Genomic DNA, 19488 nt, shown 5'->3' with positions numbered 1-19488 from the left:
GAAAGCTCCAGGTCAAGCGTTCAAAGATGGCTTAAAAACCGCTATTTTTCGGGAAAATGAGCGATAATAGAGGCATGACAGAGTTGTTAGCGCGTGCCTCTATTCGCCACCCGTGGAGAGTCATCATCACCTGGATATTGTGCGCCGTTGTTGCCGGTATCGCCGCACTGTCAGGTTTCGGTCAGGGAGGCCTGTTCTCCCGTATGTCCTCCACCCAGGGCCTCACCACCGGAACGGAATCCGCCCGCGTCCTGGAACTCACCGATTCCCAGGGCGATTACCGCATGGTGGCCGTGATCCACGGCGCCGCGAATCCGCAGGAACTCACCGCTGATATTGCTGATCTCAGTGAGAAGATCGCGAAAATCCCGGGCGTTGCCAGCGCGGTGAGCTCGCCCTCCCTCGTGCGGGAAGCCGAGGCGGAAGGCGCCGCCCAAGCGGAGGAAAAAGCGCGCGCTGAGTATCAGAAAGCCGCCGCCGCAGCTCAGCAGCAACTCGCCGCCCAGATTGAGGCGGCTACCGGGCAGCTCATGCGCGCCGGTATGCCGCGCGAAGCCGCCCAGGCCCGCGCCACCCAAGAAGTAAGCGCCGCGGCGGCCGCGGCCCAGGCGGGCCAGCCCAGCGAGGAAGAAGTCATCGCTTCCGCGCGTGAAGAAGGCATCGCGCAGGCCCGCACCCAGGCGAGCGAGGAAACGGCGGGTTTGCGCGCCGCGAGCGGCTTCGCCCTCGTCATCACCTTCACCTCGGATGCAAAGAGCGAGGCCACTGAGGCAGAAGTCCAGCAGGCGCTTGATTCTTTCGCGGCCGCTCACTCGGTCCAGGTGGATGCCACCTCCGCGAACGCCGCGATGACCGCTATTAACGATGTGGCCCGCCACGATCTGGTGCGCGGGGAAGCCATTGGCCTGCCCGTGGCTCTCATCCTCATGGTGCTGGTCTTCGGCGGGGTCCTCACCGCCCTCATGCCGCTGGCCGGGGCTATTGTGGCCATCATTATTACCCTGGGCGGTATTTGGCTCCTCACCTTCGTGGCGGATGTGGATTCCTTCGTGCTCAACGTGGTCTCCATTATTGGCTTGGCGCTGTCCATCGATTACGGCTTGCTGGTGGTTTCCCGCTACCGGGAAGAAATCACCCGTGGGATTGAAAAACGCTACGGGCCGGGCGTGCGCCCGGAGAAGAAAGACCTGGCCGTCATTATGGAAGGGGCGCTGGCCACCACGGTTCGCACCGCCGGGCGCACCGTCATCTTCTCCGCCGTCACCATTGCTTTTGCCATTGCCGGGCTGCTGGCCTTCAATTCCCGCATTATTCGGGTGATTGCCATGGGCGGTTTCGTCGTCGTGCTGCTCGCGGTTATTTCCGCGGTGAGTTTGGTGCCCGCCCTTTTGCGCATCGCCGGGCCGCGGCTGGCTCAGCCTTCGGTGCTCGCGAAAATTCCCGGGCTGGGGCACCTCATGCGCGCGGTGGGTGATACCCATACCGATCACGGGGTGTTCTCGCGGATTGCCGGCTGGGTGCAGCGCCGCCCGTGGGTGATTATGGCCGTGGTGACGGCCATCCTCGTGGTCATGATTATTCCTATTAAGGACACCACTTTACGTACGGATACCAGCGAATATATTCCGGTGAGCTCCTCGCCGGGCACCACCCAGGAAATTCTCAAACGCGATTACCCGGATTTGAGCCAGCCGGCCATTACGGTCCTGGTAAAGGGCGACGCCGCCTCCCTGCGCGAGCAATCGGAGTGGATCGCCGGGCTGCCGGCGGTATCCAAGGTTGGGGAATCCACGAAGATGGATAACGGCTGGCATAACCTCGGGGTATTTGTTAGCGGTGGGGATCCCACCTCCGCCCAGGCCAGTACTACCGTTCGCGATATTCGCGCCCACGCGGAAAGCGCCGCGAATACGGAGATCCTGGTGGGCGGCAGCGCGGCCATCCAGATTGATTTCAATCAGGTGCTGCGCGAGGGTGCACCCATCGCTTTCGCGGTGGTGCTACTCGCCGTGCTCATCTTGCTCTTCCTCATGACCGGCTCGGTGCTGATCCCCCTCAAGGCGATCATTATTAATTCGCTCTCCCTGGTGGCCTCCCTCGGGCTCACCGCTTTCCTCTTCGATAACGGCCTGCTGGGCTTGCCGGAAACCGATGGACTCACGGCGGTGGTGGTGGCCTGTGGCCTGGCCTTCGGCTTCGGGCTCTCCATGGACTACGAGGTATTCCTGGTGGCGCGCATGAAGGAATATTGGGATGCCGGGGAATCGAATGATCGGGCGGTTTCCTTGGGCTTGCAGCGTTCCGGGCGGATTATTACCTCCGCAGCCGCGATTATCGTGGCGGTTTTCGTGGGCTTCTGCTTCGGGCAGATGCTAGCGATCAAGGAAGTGGGCGTGCTGCTGGCCATCACCGTGATTGCGGATACCAGCCTCAGCCGTATCCTCCTGGTTCCGGCCACCATGACGGTTCTAGGCAAGTGGAATTGGTGGGCGCCGCGCTGGCTTTCGCGCATCTACCAGCGTTTCGGGGTGTCCGAAGGTGGGCACCGCACCCTCGAACACCACGAGCCGGCAACCGCCACGGACAGTGCGCCGGTAGCGCTCCCCGCGGGCGCTACATCGCAAAACGCCAGCACCACCACCGCCAACGCCACCGATGCCACCGCAAGCGCGAACACCGCGGCATCGGCGCCACGCGGCGGGCACGCCACGCCATAATGGAGGCATGTCTGAGATCAATCACCTGAATCTGGCCGAGCTACTGGGCATCACCTGGTTGCAGGCGGGCGCCATCGCCGTGGCCACCTGCCTCATCTACCTTTTCCTCGTGGTGATTTTGCGGGCTCTGGGGCAGAATGTCGTGAGCCGGCTATCCACCTCGGATATGGCGGCCGTCGTCGTTATTGGGGCGATCGCGGGGCGCGTCACCCTCGGGCATACTCCCACCCTGGCCGGGGGCGTCGTCGCCCTTCTCACCCTGTTCTGCATGCAAGCATTGCTGCGCTTTATCGCGCTCTCCCACCGCGGGGAGGCCTGGGTGCACGCGCGGCCCGTCGTTATTTGGGCGCGCGGGGAACTCACGCCCGCGGCGCGCCGGCATTCGACCACCACGGAAGAAATCATGATGGCCGTGCGTTTGCGCGGCGTTGCGTGTGTGGACGACGTCGCAGCTGTCATCCTCGAACCAAACGGGCAGCTATCGGTGCTCACCGGGCCGGCCACCGCGCTTGATCCGCGCTTGCTCGCGGGTGTGAAAGATGCCGAGCGCATCTGAGTACGCTCGGCGTCTTTCCTGCATATCGCTAGCTTCTTCGCGGCTGCCGACTACAGGCCACCGCCTACGCGGCAGCTAGGCCGCTGAGCCGCTACTTTCCAGCAACTTGCCAGCTACTTCCCGGCAACCGCGGGCCGCTACTTTCCGGCAGCCGCCCCGGCAGTATCACCGACCGCCGGCGTTTCCTCCGCGAGGGGCGCCCCGGTTGCGGCATCCACCGCGCCAGAGCGGGCCTTCGGAGTGGCATCCACACCGGCTTCCTTACGCTGCTGCGCGGTAATTTCCGCGGGAGCATCGGTGAGGGGATCCCAGCCGTTGCCGATCTTCGGGAAGGCGATAACGTCGCGGATCGAGGGTGCCTTGACCAGCAGGGACACAATGCGATCCCAGCCGAAAGCAATCCCGCCGTGCGGGGGCGCACCGAATTTGAAAGCTTCGAGGAGGAAACCGAATTTCTCCTCGGCGGCTTCCTTATCGATACCCATGACCTTGAAGACGCGTTCCTGGATATCGCGGCGATGGATACGGATGGAACCGCCGCCGATCTCGTTGCCGTTGCAGACGATGTCATAAGCATTCGTCAGCGCGCCGGCCGGATCGGTATCGAAGGTATCGAGGTGTTCGGGCTTGGGAGCGGTGAAAGCGTGATGGACGGCGGTCCAGCGCGAACCGAGGGCCACATCGCCTTCCGCGGCGGCCTGGGAAGCCGGCTTGAACATGGGGGCATCCACCACCCACACAAAAGCCCAGGCATCCTCGTCAATAAGGCCGACCCGCTGGCCAATTTCCAAGCGGGCCGCACCCAGCAGTTCGCGGGAGAAGGTCGGCTCACCCGCGGCGAAGAAGATGCAATCCCCGGGCTTCGCGCCGGTGGCTTCGGCCAGGCCAGCACGTTCCGCGTCGGTGATATTCTTGGCCACCGGGCCACCCAGGGTGCCATCCTCCGCGATGGTGACGTAGGCCAGGCCGTGCGCACCGCGCGCCTTCGCCCATTCCTGCCACTTATCGAAAGTGCGCCGCGGCTGGGAAGCCCCGCCGGGCATCACCACCGCACCAACATAGGGATTCTGGAAGACCCGGAAGGTGGTGTCCTTGAAGTACTCGGTCAGGTCGATGAGTTCCAGCCCGAAACGCAGGTCCGGTTTATCCGAACCGTACTTTTCCATGGCGTCCTTAAAGGTCATCCGCGGAATCGGGGTGGACAGGTCGTAGCCGATGAGCTTCCAGATTTCGCGCAGCACTTCTTCGGCCACCGCGATAACGTCATCTTGATCAACGAAGCTCATTTCCACGTCCAGCTGGGTGAACTCCGGCTGGCGATCCGCGCGGAAATCCTCATCGCGGTAGCAGCGGGCGATCTGGTAGTAGCGTTCCATCCCGCCCACCATGAGCAGCTGCTTGAAAAGCTGCGGGGACTGCGGCAGGGCGTACCAGGTTCCCGGGTTGAGGCGCGCCGGAACAATAAAATCGCGGGCGCCTTCCGGGGTGGAGCGGGTGAGGGTCGGGGTTTCAATCTCCACGAAATCGTGGCCGTCGAGTACCCGCCGGGCCGCCTGGTTCACCTTGGCGCGCAGCCGCAGGGCCTTCTGTTCGTAGGAGCGGCGCAAATCCAGGTAGCGGTACTTGAGGCGAATATCTTCGGAGACCTTGCCGGCCCCTTCGGCGTGATCGGATACCTGGAAGGGCAGGGCTTCGGCGGGGCTGAGGACCTCAACGTCCGTGGCCTCCACCTCGATCTCCCCGGTGGCCAGGGCAGCATTCGCATTGCCTTCCGGGCGTTCGCGCACGATCCCGGTCACCTTAATGCAGAATTCGTTACGCAACTCGTGCGCAATTTCTTCACGGACGGTCACCTGGGCGATACCCGAGGCATCACGCAGATCAATGAAGGCGATACCCCCGTGGTCACGGCGGCGATCCACCCACCCGGTCAGCGTCACTTCGCTGTCAATATCACTTGCTCGCAGCGAGCCGGCATAACGAGTACGTAACACGCTTTTGTCACTCTTCCTATCGTGGGAAACGGCTAGACGGGCCGTCCTAAGGTGCTTGCGAGACGAGCAAGCACCGGCTCCATGGTAGAACCCGCGGCACGCTCCGGGCAAAAGTTACGCTCCGGCCGCTCGCCGATGCGTCCCGTTGCGTTCCGCCGCCGCACCACACGGCCCCACGGTGGCACACACCACCGCATATACCGGGCTCCGCCTCTTCCTTTCTGCCCCCTTTCGCTGGTCTAATGGATCTAATGAGCAGGTATCTATCTCCGGAGCGCGAACGCCTTTTCCGTATTTTTTCCGTTGGCTTTATTTCGCTCGTTGCTTTTGAGAGCATGGCGGTCACCACGGCCATGCCTACCGTGGCGCGTGCTTTTGACGGGCAGAACCTTTACGCCCTCGCGCTCGGCGTGGTACTTGCGGCCCAGTTAATGACGACGGCGCTCGCCGGGGAATGGTCCGATTCCAAAGGCCCGCATTCTTGCCTGTACACCGGCGTCGTGCTTCTCACCGTGGGGCTCACGATCTGTACCGTCTCCCCCAGCATGGAAATTTTCGTGGCCGGCCGCGCTATCCAAGGCCTGGGCGGGGGCCTCATTATTGTGCCCTTCTACACCATCGTGGGCAATAGCGTGCAGCCGCGTCGTCGCCCCGGATTTTTCACCGCTTTCGCCGCGGCCTGGGTCCTCCCCTCGCTTTTCGGCCCCCTGCTCGCCGGAATTATTGTTGAGGCGATGTCCTGGCGGTGGATTTTCGGTTTTGTGCCGGCCACCATCCTGCTCATCGGGCCCTTCTTCTTCATTGGGATGAATAAAATCCCGGATATTGATCGCGTCAAGAAACCGATGAATATTCGCACCATGGTCATTCCGGCCTTCGGGACCGGAGCCCTGGTGGCTTGCCTGCAGATTATGAGCGGGGCAACGGAGCATAGTGCGCACACCTTCGCCATTATCGGGGTGTGCGGATTCGCTTTACTTTTCTGCGCTCGTCCGCTTTTCCCGCGCGGGACTTTCCGCGGGGTGCGCGGGCTGCCCGCAACTATTGCCACCCGCGTTCTCCTCGGTACCTTCACGGCAATTGAGATGTTTCTACCGCTCCTGCTCCAGGATGTGCACGGGTGGAGCCCGGTGGAAGCTGGTCTTATTTTGTCGGTCGGTTCGATTACCTGGGCGGTGGGATCGTATTTCTCGGGGCGGATCACCAATGCCGCGCTGCGCCTACGCCTGCCGCTATGGGGCTCAATTGGCGATGCAATCGGCCTTGCCCTGGTGCTGGCTGGCTCGCATCACGCTTTGCCCGGAAGCCTCGTTATTATCGGGTGGGCCATCGCGGGTATTGGATGCGGCTTCGCGTTCCCGGCGCTGAGCGTGCACGCGCTCGCCTGCACCTCCCAAGAGGGCCAGGGCCGCACTTCTTCGGCGCTCCAGGTGGCCGATTCCATGGGAACCTCGCTCGTTGCCGCAATTATTGGAATTATTTATTCGGTGCTCACCCCGCCGCAGGATATTGCGCTGATGGCCGGCATCGCGGTGTCCATTGCGCTGACCATTGCCGGCGCGGTGGTGGCCAGCCGTATTGTGCCACCGGCGGGTAGCGAGGCCGCGGAAAATCTTGCCGAATCGCAGCGCCTGAGCGGCGTGGGTCCGGGCGGGGAAAAGCTGAGCGGCTCGGATATGCTCAGCGAAGATTCCAGCGCCGCGTGAACAGAGGGCAAGCTCACCGCATATATCCAGCACCGGGCTTGCACCCCGGAGTAAACTGGTAGCGGCGCGTTTGCGCCCCCTGTGCCTATGTTAGGAATTCATGTCTGAACATCTCGGCGAAAATACGCCGTCTGATTCTTCCTCCACCGCCACCCCGGCGACTTTCGCTGACCTCGGTCTTTCCGAGGAAACGCTCACCGCTATTCATGCTCTCGGTTTTGAACACCCCTCCCCGATCCAGGAGCAGGCCATTCCGCTGCTGCTCAGCGGGCGGGATGTTATCGGCGTCGCCCAAACAGGAACGGGGAAAACTGCCGCTTTCGGTTTGCCGCTTCTGGAACAGGTGGATACTAGCAGCGCCGTCGTTCAAGCTCTGGTACTCGCACCCACCCGCGAACTCGCGCTCCAGGGCGCGGATGCCATTGAATCATTCGCGCGCGGCACAGATACCAACGTGCTGGCCGTGTACGGCGGTTCTCCCTATCCCCCGCAGCTGCGCGCCCTCGAAAACGGCGTGCATGTGGTGGTGGGCACGCCCGGGCGCATTATGGATCTCATTGATCGCGGCGCGCTCGTGCTCGATCACGTTTCTTACTTCGTTTTAGACGAAGCGGACGAAATGCTGCGCATGGGCTTCGCGGAGGACGTGGAAAAGATCGCCTCTGACCTGCCCGCCGAGCGCGTATCGGCGCTTTTCTCCGCCACCATGCCCCCGGCGATTCGCCGCGTGGCCGATTCTCACCTGAACGACCCGGAGGAAATTACCGTCACGCCGCCGGCCTCCACGGTTGCGAATATTACCCAGGAATTCGCGGTGGTTCCGGCCCGCCGCAAGGTGGGTGCCCTCGCCCGGGTGCTCGCGGTTTCTGAAGCCGACGCCGCCCTTGTATTCGTGCGCACGCGCGCCACCGCGGAGGACTTGGCGATTGAGCTGGGTACCCGCGGGGTGGCCACCGCGGCGCTTTCGGGCGACGTCGCCCAAAAGGATCGCGAACGCCTGGTCTCGCGCCTGCGCGACGGAACCCTGGATGTTCTGATTGCCACCGACGTGGCCGCGCGCGGCCTGGACGTGGAACGCATTGGGCTGGTCGTCAATTTTGATGTGCCGCGTGAAGCCGATACTTACGTGCACCGCATCGGCCGCACCGGCCGCGCCGGGCGCGAGGGCCGCTCGCTCACTTTCGTGACGCCGAAGGAACTGCCGCGCCTGCGCCGCATCGCGAAAACCACCAAATCGCAGATGGAAGAAATCGATCTTCCCACCCCGGCGGAAGTCTCGAAACTGCGTGCCGCCAAACTCATGGAGCAGGCCCGCACCCGTTTCGACGCCGGGCGCCTGGGCGTCTACCGCGAGGTCCTCGAGCAATTCCTGGCCGCCCAGCAGGAGGCGCAGCAGAATAAGAACGACGACGCCGCAGCCTCCCCCGCTACCCTCCCGCTTGACCAGGGCGTTGCTGAGGCAGCAAGCTCGGTTCCGGCTGACTCGGAAGGCGCCGTCGTTACCGATACTACGGAAGACTTCGAGAACGAAACCGGTACCGGAAACAGTACCGATGTTGAAACGGAAACCGGTGCAGAAAACGAGGCCGCGACCGAGGCTCCCGCACCGATGAGCCTCGAGGATATTATCGTGGCGCTGCTGGCCTTGGGCGTGCGCGATCCCGGGCCTTCCGCGGATGAAGAGGAAAGCTTTACCGGGGAGGACAGCCGCGATTCCTTCAAGAAGAAGCGCCGCGAGGCTCGCGAATTCAAGGGCGGGAAGCGCTACCGCATTGAGGTGGGGCACAAGGACCGGGTGCGTCCGGGCGCGATTGTTGGCGCGCTCACCCACGAAGGTGGGCTGCGCGGCTCGGACCTGGGCCATATCGATATTTACCCCACCTTCTCCCTGGTGGAAATTGGGGTGCCGCTTTCTCCGGAAGCCCGCCGGCGTATCTCCGAAGCGCAGGTTTCCGGGCGTGCCCTGCGGATTTCTGAAGACAGCGGCGCTCCCGCCGCCCGCCGCGGCGGCCACAGCCGTTCGGATCGCGCGGGGCGTTCGGATCGGGGCGCACGCGGAGACCGGCGCGGGCGCGGCCGCGGTTCTTTCAACCGTGGCGATGATGGCGATTACGGTTCGGATTACCGTTCTGAGCGCCGCTCGGATCGGCGCCATGACCGGCATGATCGCGGGGAGCGCCGCGGTGGGCGCGGGTGGCGGCGTTCATAGTTTGCGCTTCCCGGTGTTCACGCGCTGGTAACCATGTCCCGGTAGAGTGGCAATGGGTGGATAATCTTTCATCCATCGCCACGCTTCCGAGGAGAATTCCATGCGTAAACTTGTTGCCGGTCTTGCAGCTATCTGCACCGCATTCACTCTGACGGCCTGCTCGAACGGTTCCGGAAAGGATGCCGCCCCCTCGCGTGATGAGGTTGTGGCCGGACTTAACAAGGGATTCAATTCCGCTATTGAGGAGGCGGGTAACAAGCTCCCAGCCGGACTTCACGAATCCATTCTTACCGGCTTCGTCGAGTGTATGGCCGATGGTGCTATCGAACAAGGTGTCTCCGTGGAGGGCCTCAGGATTATTGCCAACGGTGACGTAAAGAAATTCGATGAAGTCTCTAAAGAAGACAACGATATCCTCCAAAAGGTAACGGAGAACTGCGCCACGAAGCTCGCCGGGCAGCCCCAGGGGTAATACTCATCGGGAAGAGCCACCGGGTCATCCCCTGCCCAACGGGGAGACGGCCCAGCTCGTAACGTATCTTCATGCAAGCATCCGCGAAGTTGCGCGACACTCGTGGGATTGCGCGACTCCCGCGGGGTTGCGCAACTCCCGGGGCTGAGCGAGGCGGTGGATTTCACGTGGGCGCCCCGCGGGCGAAAGCCGCGTAGCTGATAGTATCTACTTGTTTTATTCCGCATGGAAATGAGTGAAGATGCGTAAACTTTTTGGTGTAGCGGCTGTGGCCTGTCTCGCGGTGAACCTGGCTGCCTGCTCGGGTAATAGCACTAAGTCGGAATCGGCTTCGCCAGCTGCGGAAACGTCGGCGGCCGCCTCGGTGCCGGCAGTTCCTTCGGCAGCAGATGCGAGTCCCGCTCAGCCTTCCGCGCCGATCACCGATAAGGGTCCGGCAGCTATTGCAACGGACGGCCCGGCTCCTACCCGCGATGAGGTGAGCGCCGGCATGCTTGCCGCTACGTCCGAGCTGCTCAAGAACACGCAGGATATCCCGGAAGCTCAAAAGGCCATGCTCCCCAAGCTTGTGGAGTGCACGGTCGATGAGGGGCTTAGCCGTGGCCTATCTGAGCAGGGCCAGCGTAATATCGCCGCGCAGATCCTTTTGCTCTCGCAGGAAGACCAAGCGATTATGGGCGAAGCAGCCAAGGTCTGCGGCGAAAAGTTCGGGGCTAATACCCAGTAATCATTGGGCTGGCTGCCGGCACAGGATGCGAGTCTCGGCACATAATTAATTGCTGATCGTGTTCCTCGCGCGCACTTTGTGTGTCGCCAGTCTGTGCCGCAGATGAGTCGATGACGCGGGGTCGGTAGCAGATAAGTCTCTGCCGCAGATAAATAGCAGATGAGTAAGGGAGGGAGTCTCCATGCAGGAGGCTCCCTCCCTTAGTCCGCTGTGCTTATGCACGCCGCTTATGGGTGCTGATTATGCGCGCCCGGTTTTAGGCATCCCATCCGGTGAGCCGCAGGCGGCGCGCTCGCCCGGACACCCCGCGCGCGGAGAGTTCGCGGAGCTTCTCCAGGGAATCGGTCCCGGCCCGCACCTGGGTGCCCGAGAGCCCATCGAGCTCGCCGGCTGCGAAAGCCTGGGCAATAGCCACGGATTCGCCGAGCGGTACCCATTCGGTGCGGTCTCGATAACGTTTCATGGATGCCGTCATATCGGTTTTCACCGCGCCGGGATTGAGGGAAAGCACCCGCAAACCGCGCTGGTAACCGGCCAAATGCAAGGATGCGGCCAGCCGCAATAGCGCCGTTTTCGAGGTGTAATAGGAGACCGCGTCCGCAGAATCGTGGGATGCCGCGGTAGCGGATAGATCCAGGATTCTCCCGCCGCCACGCTCCAGCATAATAGGCACCAAAGTTTGGGCCAGCTGGAACGGGGCTTCCACGTTAATCGCGATGGTGCGCTGGAAATCCTCCAGGCTGGTATCCCAGGGAAGTTCTTCTTCCCCGTATACCCCGGCGGAATTGAGCACCATATCGGGGGCGCCTTCCTCGAGGAGGATACGCAACATCTCTCGGATCGAGGATTCTTTCGCCAGGTCACACCCGAGGGTAATAACCTGGGCACCCCGGATCTCGCATTCGGTGGCGGTACCATCCAAATTGGAGAGCTTGGTCGCCAGCAAAATGAGGGTACGTCCGGGCGCCGCTAAACCAATAGCGAGCTCCTTGCCCACGCCCCGGGAAGCCCCGGTAATGAGAATCCGGCGGGCCGGTGCGAGTCCTTCCGATTCCTGCTGCGCAGTTACTTGCGGTTCGGTAACCTGCTGCCCGGTCACCTGCTCGCCCGTATCCACGCGCTCCACCTCCTGCTGCGCCATTAGGCCCTCAGCTCCGCGCCGAAGTCCTTGCGCATCCGGCGTGCCACCCGGTGGCGTACCTGGGCAGTTTCTTCAGCGGTCAGGGTGTGATCGGTGCGGAAGCGCAGCGCGAATGCCAGCGACTTCTTCCCTTCTGGAACGGGATCACCCGTGAACACATCGAAAAGCTCGATGTCTTCGAGGGCCTCCCCCGCGGCGGCCACGATGGCGGCCCGCACATCACCGGCGATCACATCGGCATCAACAATAAAGGCAAGATCTTCCTTGGCGACCGGGCTGGTCCACACCGGCTTGACCGCGGCGGGTTCCACGTTTTCCGGAAGCGCGGCGTCGGTATTCACCTCGAAAGCGACCGAGCGCGCCGGAATATCCAAGGCCTTGCACACCGCCGGCGCGAGTTCCCCGGCGTAGCCAACAACGCGGTCTCCGGCCAGGATGGCCGCGCAGCGCCCCGGGTGCCAGGGTGCCTGGTTCGCGGCACGCACCGAAACCTCAGCGAGCATACCGGCAGCGCGCCGCCCGGCTTCTACCGCATCCCGCCAATCCCAGGTTTCTACCGGGTAACCGGCCCGAGCTGCGGTACGCGGCCCGCAGGCCACCCCGGCCACGTGATGGGGTTGGGCGGGGATAGCAGCGTGGAGGGCGGCAATCTCTTCCTCGGAAGGGCGCTGGCCCGCCACCGGAATCGGGGCCGGACTGATACCGGCCGGCCGGCTCACCGTGCCCATCTCAAAGACCGCCACCGCCGGATTACCGCGCTTGACATTGAGCGAGGCCACCGGAATGAGGGTATCGAGCAGGGAGGTGCGCAGCAGATTGGCCTCATCCTGCAGCGGATTGGCCAGCGCGATAGCGGTGCGCCGCTCATCATCAGCGGCGTAGCCGAGCTCATCGAAACGCGCGGCCGGAATAAAGGGATAGGTCAGCACCTGCACCCACCCGGTTTCCGCCAGGGTGCGCGCAATATCGCGGCGCTGGCGCTGCGCGGGGCTCAGCCCCCGCCCGGCCGGAGCTGTGGGAACCGCGGTGGGAATCGCATCATAGCCTTCCAGGCGCGCGATTTCCTCCACCAGGTGAGCCGAGCCCACCAAATCCGGACGCCAGGTGGGAGGTTGCACGCTCCACACCGCGCCGCCGCGTTCCACGGTGCAACCGATATCCGTGAGGATCTCCGCAATACGATCCTCGCTCAGCTGCAACGAGGTCAGGCGTTCCACATCCGCAACCGGGAAAGCGAGCGCGGGCAACTGGTGTACCTGCCCGTACACAAAGACCTCATCGGTTGCTTCTCCCCCGCCGTATTCCACCAAAAGGTCGACGACGCGCTGCGCGGCCACTGCCGCTACCGCGGGATCCACCCCGCGTTCGAAACGCTTGGAGGCTTCGGTGGGGAGCTTATGGCGCCGGGCGCTGCGCGCCACTGATACCGCATCGAAATGCGCTGCTTCCACCAGCACATTGCTGGTTTCCGCGGTGATCTCAGTATCGGCTCCGCCCATCACGCCGGCCAGGCCGAGCACGCGCTCTCCCCCATTATCGGTAATAAGAAGATCTTCCGGATCGAGGGTACGTTCCACATCATCAAGGGTGGTGAGTTTTTCGCCGGCCTTGGCCCGGCGCACCACCAGCCCACCGCCGCGGATCTTATTCAGATCGTAGGCGTGCAAGGGTTGGCCCAGGTCCAGCATCACGTAATTGGTGGCATCCACCGCCAGGGAGATGGACCGCTGGCCGGCTTGCTGGAGGCGGCGTGCCATCCAGGCCGGGGAGGGCGCCGCCGGATCTACCCCGCGCACCACCCGGGTGACAAACAGATCGCATCCGGGCTGGCCGTGAATCGGCGCGTTATCTTCCACCCGTACCGGGAACCCGGAGGAGGTGGCCTCCGGGAGCGGAGCGTCCGCCAGGCCCGGATCGGTGAAACGAGCCCCGGTGGAGTGGTGGTATTCGCGGGCTACCCCGCGCATGGAGAAGCAGTACCCACGATCCGGGGTCACGTTAATTTCCAGGGTTTCCCCGGGCAGGCCCAGGAATTGCCTGGCATCACTGCCGAGTTCCACACTGGCCGCGGCTGCGTCGTCGAGAACAATAATGCCCTCGCTTTCATCCGAGAGCCCGAGTTCGCGTTCCGAACACATCATGCCGTCGGAAATATGGCCGTAAGTTTTGCGGGCCGCGATCTCAAAACCGCCCGGCAGCACGGCGCCGGGGAGGGACACCACCACGGTATCGCCCTCCTCGAAATTATGGGCACCGCAAATAATGCCGCGCGAGGGCAGTTCGGAAGGCTCCCGCCCCGTTCCGGGTTCGTCGTTGTACTGACCTACGTCCACACGGCAGTAGTTAATGATCTTCCCGTTGCTTTGTTTCTTCGGTTCGCGGCTGAGCACCCGGCCGAAGACCAGCGGGCCGGTGACCGCGCCGGGGTGGATTGTTTCTTCTTCCAGGCCGACTTTTACCAGCGCGGCAGCCAGCTGCGCGGGGCTGAGATCCTCGGGCAGCTCCACGTGTGAGCCCAGCCATTCCTGCGGAATCAGTGGCATTAGTTTCCCCTCCCGGTGGTTCCGAATTGCATGGAGAAGCGCACATCGCCTTCCACCATGTCACGCATATCAGCGATGGAATTACGCAGCATTAGGGTGCGCTCCAGGCCCATTCCGAAGGCGAAGCCGGTATAAACATCCGGGTCAATGCCGTTATTGCGCAGCACTTCCGGATTGACCATGCCGCAACCGCCCCATTCGATCCAGCCCGGGCCGCCCTTCTTCTGCGGGAACCACAGGTCCATTTCCGCACTCGGTTCGGTGAAGGGGAAGAAGGAGGGCCGCAGCCGCGCCTTCGCTTCCGGCCCGAACATGTGGCGGGCGAAATGATCCAGGGTGCCCTTGAGATGGGCCATGGTCAGGCCCTTATCCACTGCCAAGCCTTCCACCTGATGGAATACCGGGGTGTGGGTGGCATCCAGCGCGTCGGTGCGGAATACCTTGCCCGGGCAGGCGATGTAGAGCGGGGCACCGCGGCGCAGCAGCGCGTGGGATTGCACGGGCGAAGTGTGGGTGCGCAGCACCAGGTTGCGTTCCTCGGTGACCGCACCATCAGGGCCGACGACGCCCGATACGTAGAAGGTATCTTGCATCTGGCGTGCCGGGTGGTCAGGCCCGAAATTCAGGGAGTCGAAGTTGAACCACTCGTGCTCCACTTCGGGGCCTTCGGCGATCTCCCAGCCCATGGCAATAAAGAAATCAGCAATGTCCTCACTGAGAACCGTGAGCGGGTGGCGTGCCCCGCGCGGAGAGCGGTTGGTCGGCACCGTGACATCCACCGTTTCGGTGGCCAGGGCCGCGGCCGCTTCCGCTTCCTCGATACGAGCGGTGGCGCTGGCGAGGGCCGCCTGGATTTCCTTGCGGGCCGCGCCCAGAAGTTTGCCGGCGATGGGCTTTTCTTCTTTGGCGAGGTTCCGGATCTGCATATTCGCGTGAGTGATCGGAGCGTTATCACCGCTGTGCGCCAACCGCGCGGCTTTCAACTCCTCGAGGGTGGTGGCCGCCGCAAAAGCGCTACATGCCTGCGCGACGGCCGCCTGCACTCCCGCTTCGTCCAGGGGACTGAGCTGTGAGGACATAGCTGCCTTTCTTGTAGTTAACCATGTCAATTCTAGTCAAACTCGCCGAAAGTGCGTAACAGCGGGGCCGAGATGGACTCGGCCCCGCTGTGAGGTTACTGGTAGCTCGCTTGCGCCGCGGTACGCGGCGCCGGCGTCGTTCCTAGAATTTAGCGCTGGCTGAGGGGAACCTCAGGCCAGAGCTCATCCCAGGAATGCCCGGTAAGGTCTTCGGCAACCTTGCGAGCTTCGGGAGTGGCATCTTCCTTCGCCCCGCCCGCTTCCAGGCGGTGAATCTCATCCATGAGGATGGCGTGGGTGTGCTTATCCAGCTTCACAAAGCGGGACACCAGCAGCGCCACCCCGATGAGGATCGCGGGAAGGATGACCGTCACGAAGGCGATCATATGGGAAGCACCGGCGGACTGAACCACCTGGCAGGAGCTTTCCAGCGCACCGGAGGCATCCACCTTGCAAGCACCTTCGTGCAGCGGGGTGTAGCCGGAGGCCGCGAGGTTCGTGCCCTTTTCCAGCGGATTGACGAAGCCGCCCAGGTCCATGAACCAGCCCACGAGGAAGGTTCCCAGCGCACCGGTGGACTTACGCCCGAAGGTCATGACGGCGGCGTAGATGCCGGCGCGATCTTCGCGGGTCATGATGTAATCAACGTCCGGGATGAAGGGGTACACATTCCACGGGGTGTATTCGAGCAGCGCACGCCCGCACTGGTAGATCACCGCGGTGGCCAGCAGGTAGATGAAGGCGTTGCTTTCCGGCCCGATGAGGTAGATCGCGCCCACACCCGCCAGCGAGGCGAGGATCAGGGTGAAGGAGAAGGCCCACAGGAAGCGCGGCCCGTGCGAGAGCATGAGGAACATGGCCCAAATCGTCATGGGGATACCCACGATGGACACGGCCTGCAGCCAGAAGCCCTGGGATTCGCTCATCCCCACCGCGTAGACCGCGAAGAAGGTCAGCGCCGAAGCGTAGACATCCTTCCCGGTGAAGGAGAAGAGGTAGACCGTCAGGTGCTTGTTGTACGAAGAGTTGCGGAATACCGAGGTGAATTCCACCGCGGTGTGCTTGAGCATCTGGAAACCGTTCATCTTCGGCATGGCATCGAGTTCGGCCACGAATTCCGGGGTGAGCGGGCGCTCCCAGGTGGTGGCGTAGGTGGTGAACACGCCGATAGCGAAGAGCACCGCGAAGGCACCGCCAATTCCGAGGTAGGCCCAGGGGTTGGAGACGTTGCCGCGCACCAGCGCCGGGATGAAGAACACCACGAAGGTGCCGGTGGCCGAGCAGAACATACGCATCGAGGAGAGCGTGGTGCGTTCCTCGTACTTGCGGGTCATTTCGGTAGGCAGGGTTTCCCACGGAATGAGGATGATCGCGATAATAACCTCGATCAGCAGGTAGATAACGAGGTAGTACCAGAATCCGCCGAAGGGAATCCACAGCAGCGGGAAGATGAGGAGCAGCAGAGGCGCGCCAATCATAAGGAAGAAGTGGCGCCGGCCGAAACGCCGCCCCAGCTTCGTGCGGTAGAAACCGTCCGTCAGCGGGCCGATAAACACCGAGATAACGGCGTCCACGATACGAGCCACACCGAGGATGAGGCCGCCCTGGGTAGCCGTCACCCCGCCGTAGTTCGTGAAGAAGTAGAGCAGCAGACCGGAGATGATGGTATTCCACCCACCACCCATGAGGTCCACCAGCCCGAAACAAATACCGCGACCAATGGTGATCGGCTTGGCGGTGTACACGCGCAGCTTGGAGAGTTTCTCCAGCTCGCCACGCTTATCGGCGTCGAGGGCGCCGCTATTGTGTGTTCCCATTTTCTTTTGTCTTTCTGTGAAAGGAGGAACGGTTGTGGTTCGCCATCGACTCTTACCGCGCTCACGCTCGGCTTCCGTGCCCGCGCGAGCTGTTACCGCGCTACACTGCCGCGAAGCTATCACTACCGCTCTTTCGCATCAAAAGCTTATAAGTTTCCGCGGCTTTCCAGCAGTTACCTAGCTCCCCCGTTCGTATCGTGGACGAGGAACGTGCCGCCGGGGAGATTCTCTGAAAACCGCGGATTCTCGCGGTTTTTAGCACGACGACGGCGCTGACGCGCACCCTTTCGCCACCACCATGATATTTTTCACATTTAGAAATTCCCGTTTCTAGCTCTCAAATACTCTCCCGAAAACCGCATGTTTTCGCGTAAAGTGAGAGAGCGGGCCGCGGCGTCGTCGCCGTTGGCTACGCACCCGGTCTCCGTGCCCGCGTGCCCCCGGGCGGGGTGGAGTACCTTAAAAGAAGCAAGCCGAGGCGAGGGAAAGCCCCGCGCCCGGCTCAAAAATAGGAGGATTCAATGTCGACGCCCCTCACTCTCAACCCGGACCGGCTTTTCCCGGCAGATCCGACGCAGCGGAAACTGGCGCGCGAAATTTTCGAGGTCACCAAGAAGCATCCCATTATTTCCCCGCACGGCCATGTTCCCCCCGAATGGCTCGCTCTCAATACTCCCTTCACCGATCCCACGAGCATGCTCCTCACCCCGGATCACTACACCAACCGCCTCCTGCACGCGGTGGGCCGGGTGGATCTGGCCGATCTGGGTGTGCCGGTAGGAAGCCCGCTCTCCCCCGAAAAGTCCCGCGCGGCCTGGCGCCTGTTCTGCAAGAACTGGTGGACTTTGCGCGGTACCGCGGTGCAGGGCTGGTTTGAATCCGAATTCGTGGACGTCTTCGATGTGCATGTGCGCCCCTCCGAAGAAACGGCCGATGAGATCTACGATCACATCAACGCCCTCCTCAAGACGGAAGAATTCCTCCCCCGCTCGCTGTACAAGCGTTTCAACCTGGCAATGATGGCCACCACCGATGATCCGGTTTCGGACCTGCGCTACCACAAGCAGCTCCTGGATGATCCCACTTGGGAAGGCTATATTCCGCCTACCTTCCGCCCCGATAAGTACCTCGAACCGGCCACCCCGGACTTCAAGGCCAATGTGGAGGCGCTCGGCCAGGCAGCCGATCAGGATGTGTCCACCTACGAAGGCTACGTGGAAGCCATGCGCAAGCGCCGCCTCTTCTTCAAGGAGATGGGCGCGGTATCCTCCGATCACTCGCATCGCGATCCGGGTACGGCACGCCTGCCCGAAGCGCGGGCGGCCGAACTCTACAAGCTGGCCCTGGCCGGCAAGATTTCGCCAGAAGATGGCGCAGCCCTGCGCCGGCATATGCTCAACGACCAGGCGCGCCTGGCCTGCGAGGACGGCCTGGTCATGACCTTCCACCCGGCCGTGTACCGCAACCATCACCAGGCGGCCTTCGAGCGCCTGGGTGCGGATGTCGGGGGCGATGTGCCCATGGCTGTGGAATTCACGAATAACGTGCAGCCCATGCTTTCCGAATACGGAGACAACCCGAACTTCCAGGTTGTTTTCTTCACCATCGATCAGGATGTCTACCAGCGCGAACTGGCCCCGCTGGCCGGATACTACCCGAGCGTGTACGTGGGCGCCCCGTGGTGGTTCATCGATGAGCCCGATGCAATCTTGCGCTACCGCGAACAGGTCACCCCTTACGGCACCTTCTACAAGACCTCCGGGATGATCGACGATACCCGCGCCTTCGCTTCCATTCCTGCACGGCACGACGTCGCCCGCCGGATGGACTCGGTTTACCTGGCACGGATGGTGGCCGAACATCGCCTGGAGCTTGATGAAGCCCTCGAGGTATCCGAAGCCCTCGTGACCACGATTCCGGCTCGGGCCTTCCGGGTGGATACCTCCAAGCTGAGCGGGACCACCGCGAAGTAAGGAAACACGCCCACGTAACGGGTACTCGTCGGTGACCGGAGTACCGCTCTGGAACTGGAGTGCAGCTCCGTAACGAACTACCCGGGACTGAGAATTTGGCCGTGCGCGATACGTTCGCGCACGGCCAAGTGTTTAACTACCTTAATGTGAAGTGACGGCCGCCACTTTGCTATGATCGACTTGTTTCATTAATCAATGGAAAGGAGTCGCCATGGCGAACGAATTTGTGGACAAGATTAAGGAAGGCGCAACCGAGGCTTTTGATCGGGCCAAGGAATTCGGCCAGAAGGCCGCCGATAAGGCGGGCCAGCTGGGCGATGCTGCGAAGGAAAAGTTCGAGGAAGTCAAGGACGAACTCACGGACAAGGACCACGGCGATAAGGCTGAGGAGAAGGCCTCCGATGCCGGTGACAAGGCAAAGGATGCTGGCGAAAAGGTCAAGGATGCCGCTTCCGATGCCGGTGATGCCGCTAAGGAAAAGTTCGAGGACGTCAAGGACAACCTCTCCGATAACAAGTAAATCCACCATTATCGGTACATCCACCCAGTACTGA

13 protein-coding genes are annotated in these 19488 nt (G+C 62.5%); 8 read left to right on the top strand and 5 right to left on the bottom strand.

Features of this window, described 5'->3' with window-relative positions; translation table 11 throughout:
* Positions 1-74: 74 nt before the first annotated feature.
* Positions 75-2717, top strand: a complete 2643-nt coding sequence (locus ACRQFC_RS02280; RefSeq protein ID WP_284896388.1) for an MMPL family transporter — start codon at positions 75-77, stop codon at positions 2715-2717.
* 7 nt (positions 2718-2724) lie between these two features.
* A complete protein-coding gene (locus ACRQFC_RS02275) occupies positions 2725-3273 on the top strand; it encodes a DUF421 domain-containing protein (protein ID WP_284896387.1) in 549 nt (182 codons plus the stop codon).
* 137 nt (positions 3274-3410) lie between these two features.
* On the opposite strand, the gene aspS is transcribed toward ACRQFC_RS02275, so the two are convergent.
* Entirely contained in the window at positions 3411-5267 is a 1857-nt protein-coding gene (aspS, locus tag ACRQFC_RS02270; RefSeq protein ID WP_284896386.1) for an aspartate--tRNA ligase, read from the bottom strand.
* A gap of 251 nt (positions 5268-5518) precedes the next feature.
* Between aspS and ACRQFC_RS02265 the strand changes: the two genes are divergently transcribed.
* The 4 genes from ACRQFC_RS02265 to ACRQFC_RS02250 all read left to right on the top strand — a co-directional run bounded on the left by ACRQFC_RS02265 (position 5519) and on the right by ACRQFC_RS02250 (position 10381).
* Complete coding sequence (locus tag ACRQFC_RS02265) at positions 5519-6973, top strand: MFS transporter (protein ID WP_284896385.1); 1455 nt, start codon at positions 5519-5521, stop codon at positions 6971-6973.
* A gap of 100 nt (positions 6974-7073) precedes the next feature.
* The gene (locus ACRQFC_RS02260) at positions 7074-9182 is read left to right on the top strand and encodes a DEAD/DEAH box helicase (RefSeq protein ID WP_284896384.1); all 2109 of its coding nucleotides are present in this window, start codon (positions 7074-7076) and stop codon (positions 9180-9182) included.
* A 100-nt stretch (positions 9183-9282) separates the two neighbouring features.
* Positions 9283-9654 (top strand): hypothetical protein, encoded by a 372-nt coding sequence (locus ACRQFC_RS02255; RefSeq protein WP_284896383.1) that lies wholly within the window; start codon positions 9283-9285, stop codon positions 9652-9654.
* Positions 9655-9895: 241 nt separating this feature from the next.
* Entirely contained in the window at positions 9896-10381 is a 486-nt protein-coding gene (locus ACRQFC_RS02250) for a DcrB/PsbP domain-containing protein (RefSeq protein WP_284896382.1), read from the top strand.
* A gap of 256 nt (positions 10382-10637) precedes the next feature.
* Here ACRQFC_RS02250 and ACRQFC_RS02245 read toward each other — a convergent pair whose 3' ends face one another.
* From ACRQFC_RS02245 to ACRQFC_RS02230, 4 genes are all read right to left on the bottom strand, one after another.
* A complete protein-coding gene (locus ACRQFC_RS02245; protein WP_284896381.1) occupies positions 10638-11522 on the bottom strand; it encodes an SDR family NAD(P)-dependent oxidoreductase in 885 nt (294 codons plus the stop codon).
* Positions 11522-14065, bottom strand: a complete 2544-nt coding sequence (gene pheT / locus ACRQFC_RS02240) for a phenylalanine--tRNA ligase subunit beta (RefSeq protein WP_284896380.1) — start codon at positions 14063-14065, stop codon at positions 11522-11524. The genes ACRQFC_RS02245 and pheT overlap by 1 nt, the downstream gene beginning before the upstream one ends.
* Positions 14065-15144: a phenylalanine--tRNA ligase subunit alpha gene (gene pheS, locus ACRQFC_RS02235; protein WP_087070835.1), complete on the bottom strand. Its 1080-nt coding sequence runs from the start codon at positions 15142-15144 to the stop codon at positions 14065-14067. Before pheS ends, pheT begins: the two co-directional genes overlap by 1 nt.
* Positions 15145-15293: 149 nt before the next feature.
* Entirely contained in the window at positions 15294-16961 is a 1668-nt protein-coding gene (locus ACRQFC_RS02230; protein WP_051278604.1) for an MFS transporter, read from the bottom strand.
* Between the two features lie 521 nt (positions 16962-17482).
* Here ACRQFC_RS02230 and uxaC point away from each other — a divergent pair.
* A complete protein-coding gene (gene uxaC, locus ACRQFC_RS02225; RefSeq protein WP_087070837.1) occupies positions 17483-18934 on the top strand; it encodes a glucuronate isomerase in 1452 nt (483 codons plus the stop codon).
* A 211-nt stretch (positions 18935-19145) separates the two neighbouring features.
* Entirely contained in the window at positions 19146-19454 is a 309-nt protein-coding gene (locus tag ACRQFC_RS02220; RefSeq protein WP_026429409.1) for a hypothetical protein, read from the top strand.
* Positions 19455-19488 lie beyond the last annotated feature (34 nt).

Source organism: Actinotignum inguinis (assembly GCF_051265835.1).
Lineage (GTDB): Bacteria > Actinomycetota > Actinomycetes > Actinomycetales > Actinomycetaceae > Actinotignum > Actinotignum timonense.
Note: the sequence above shows the minus strand (reverse complement) of the source record. Positions and strands in the feature narration are given on the sequence as shown.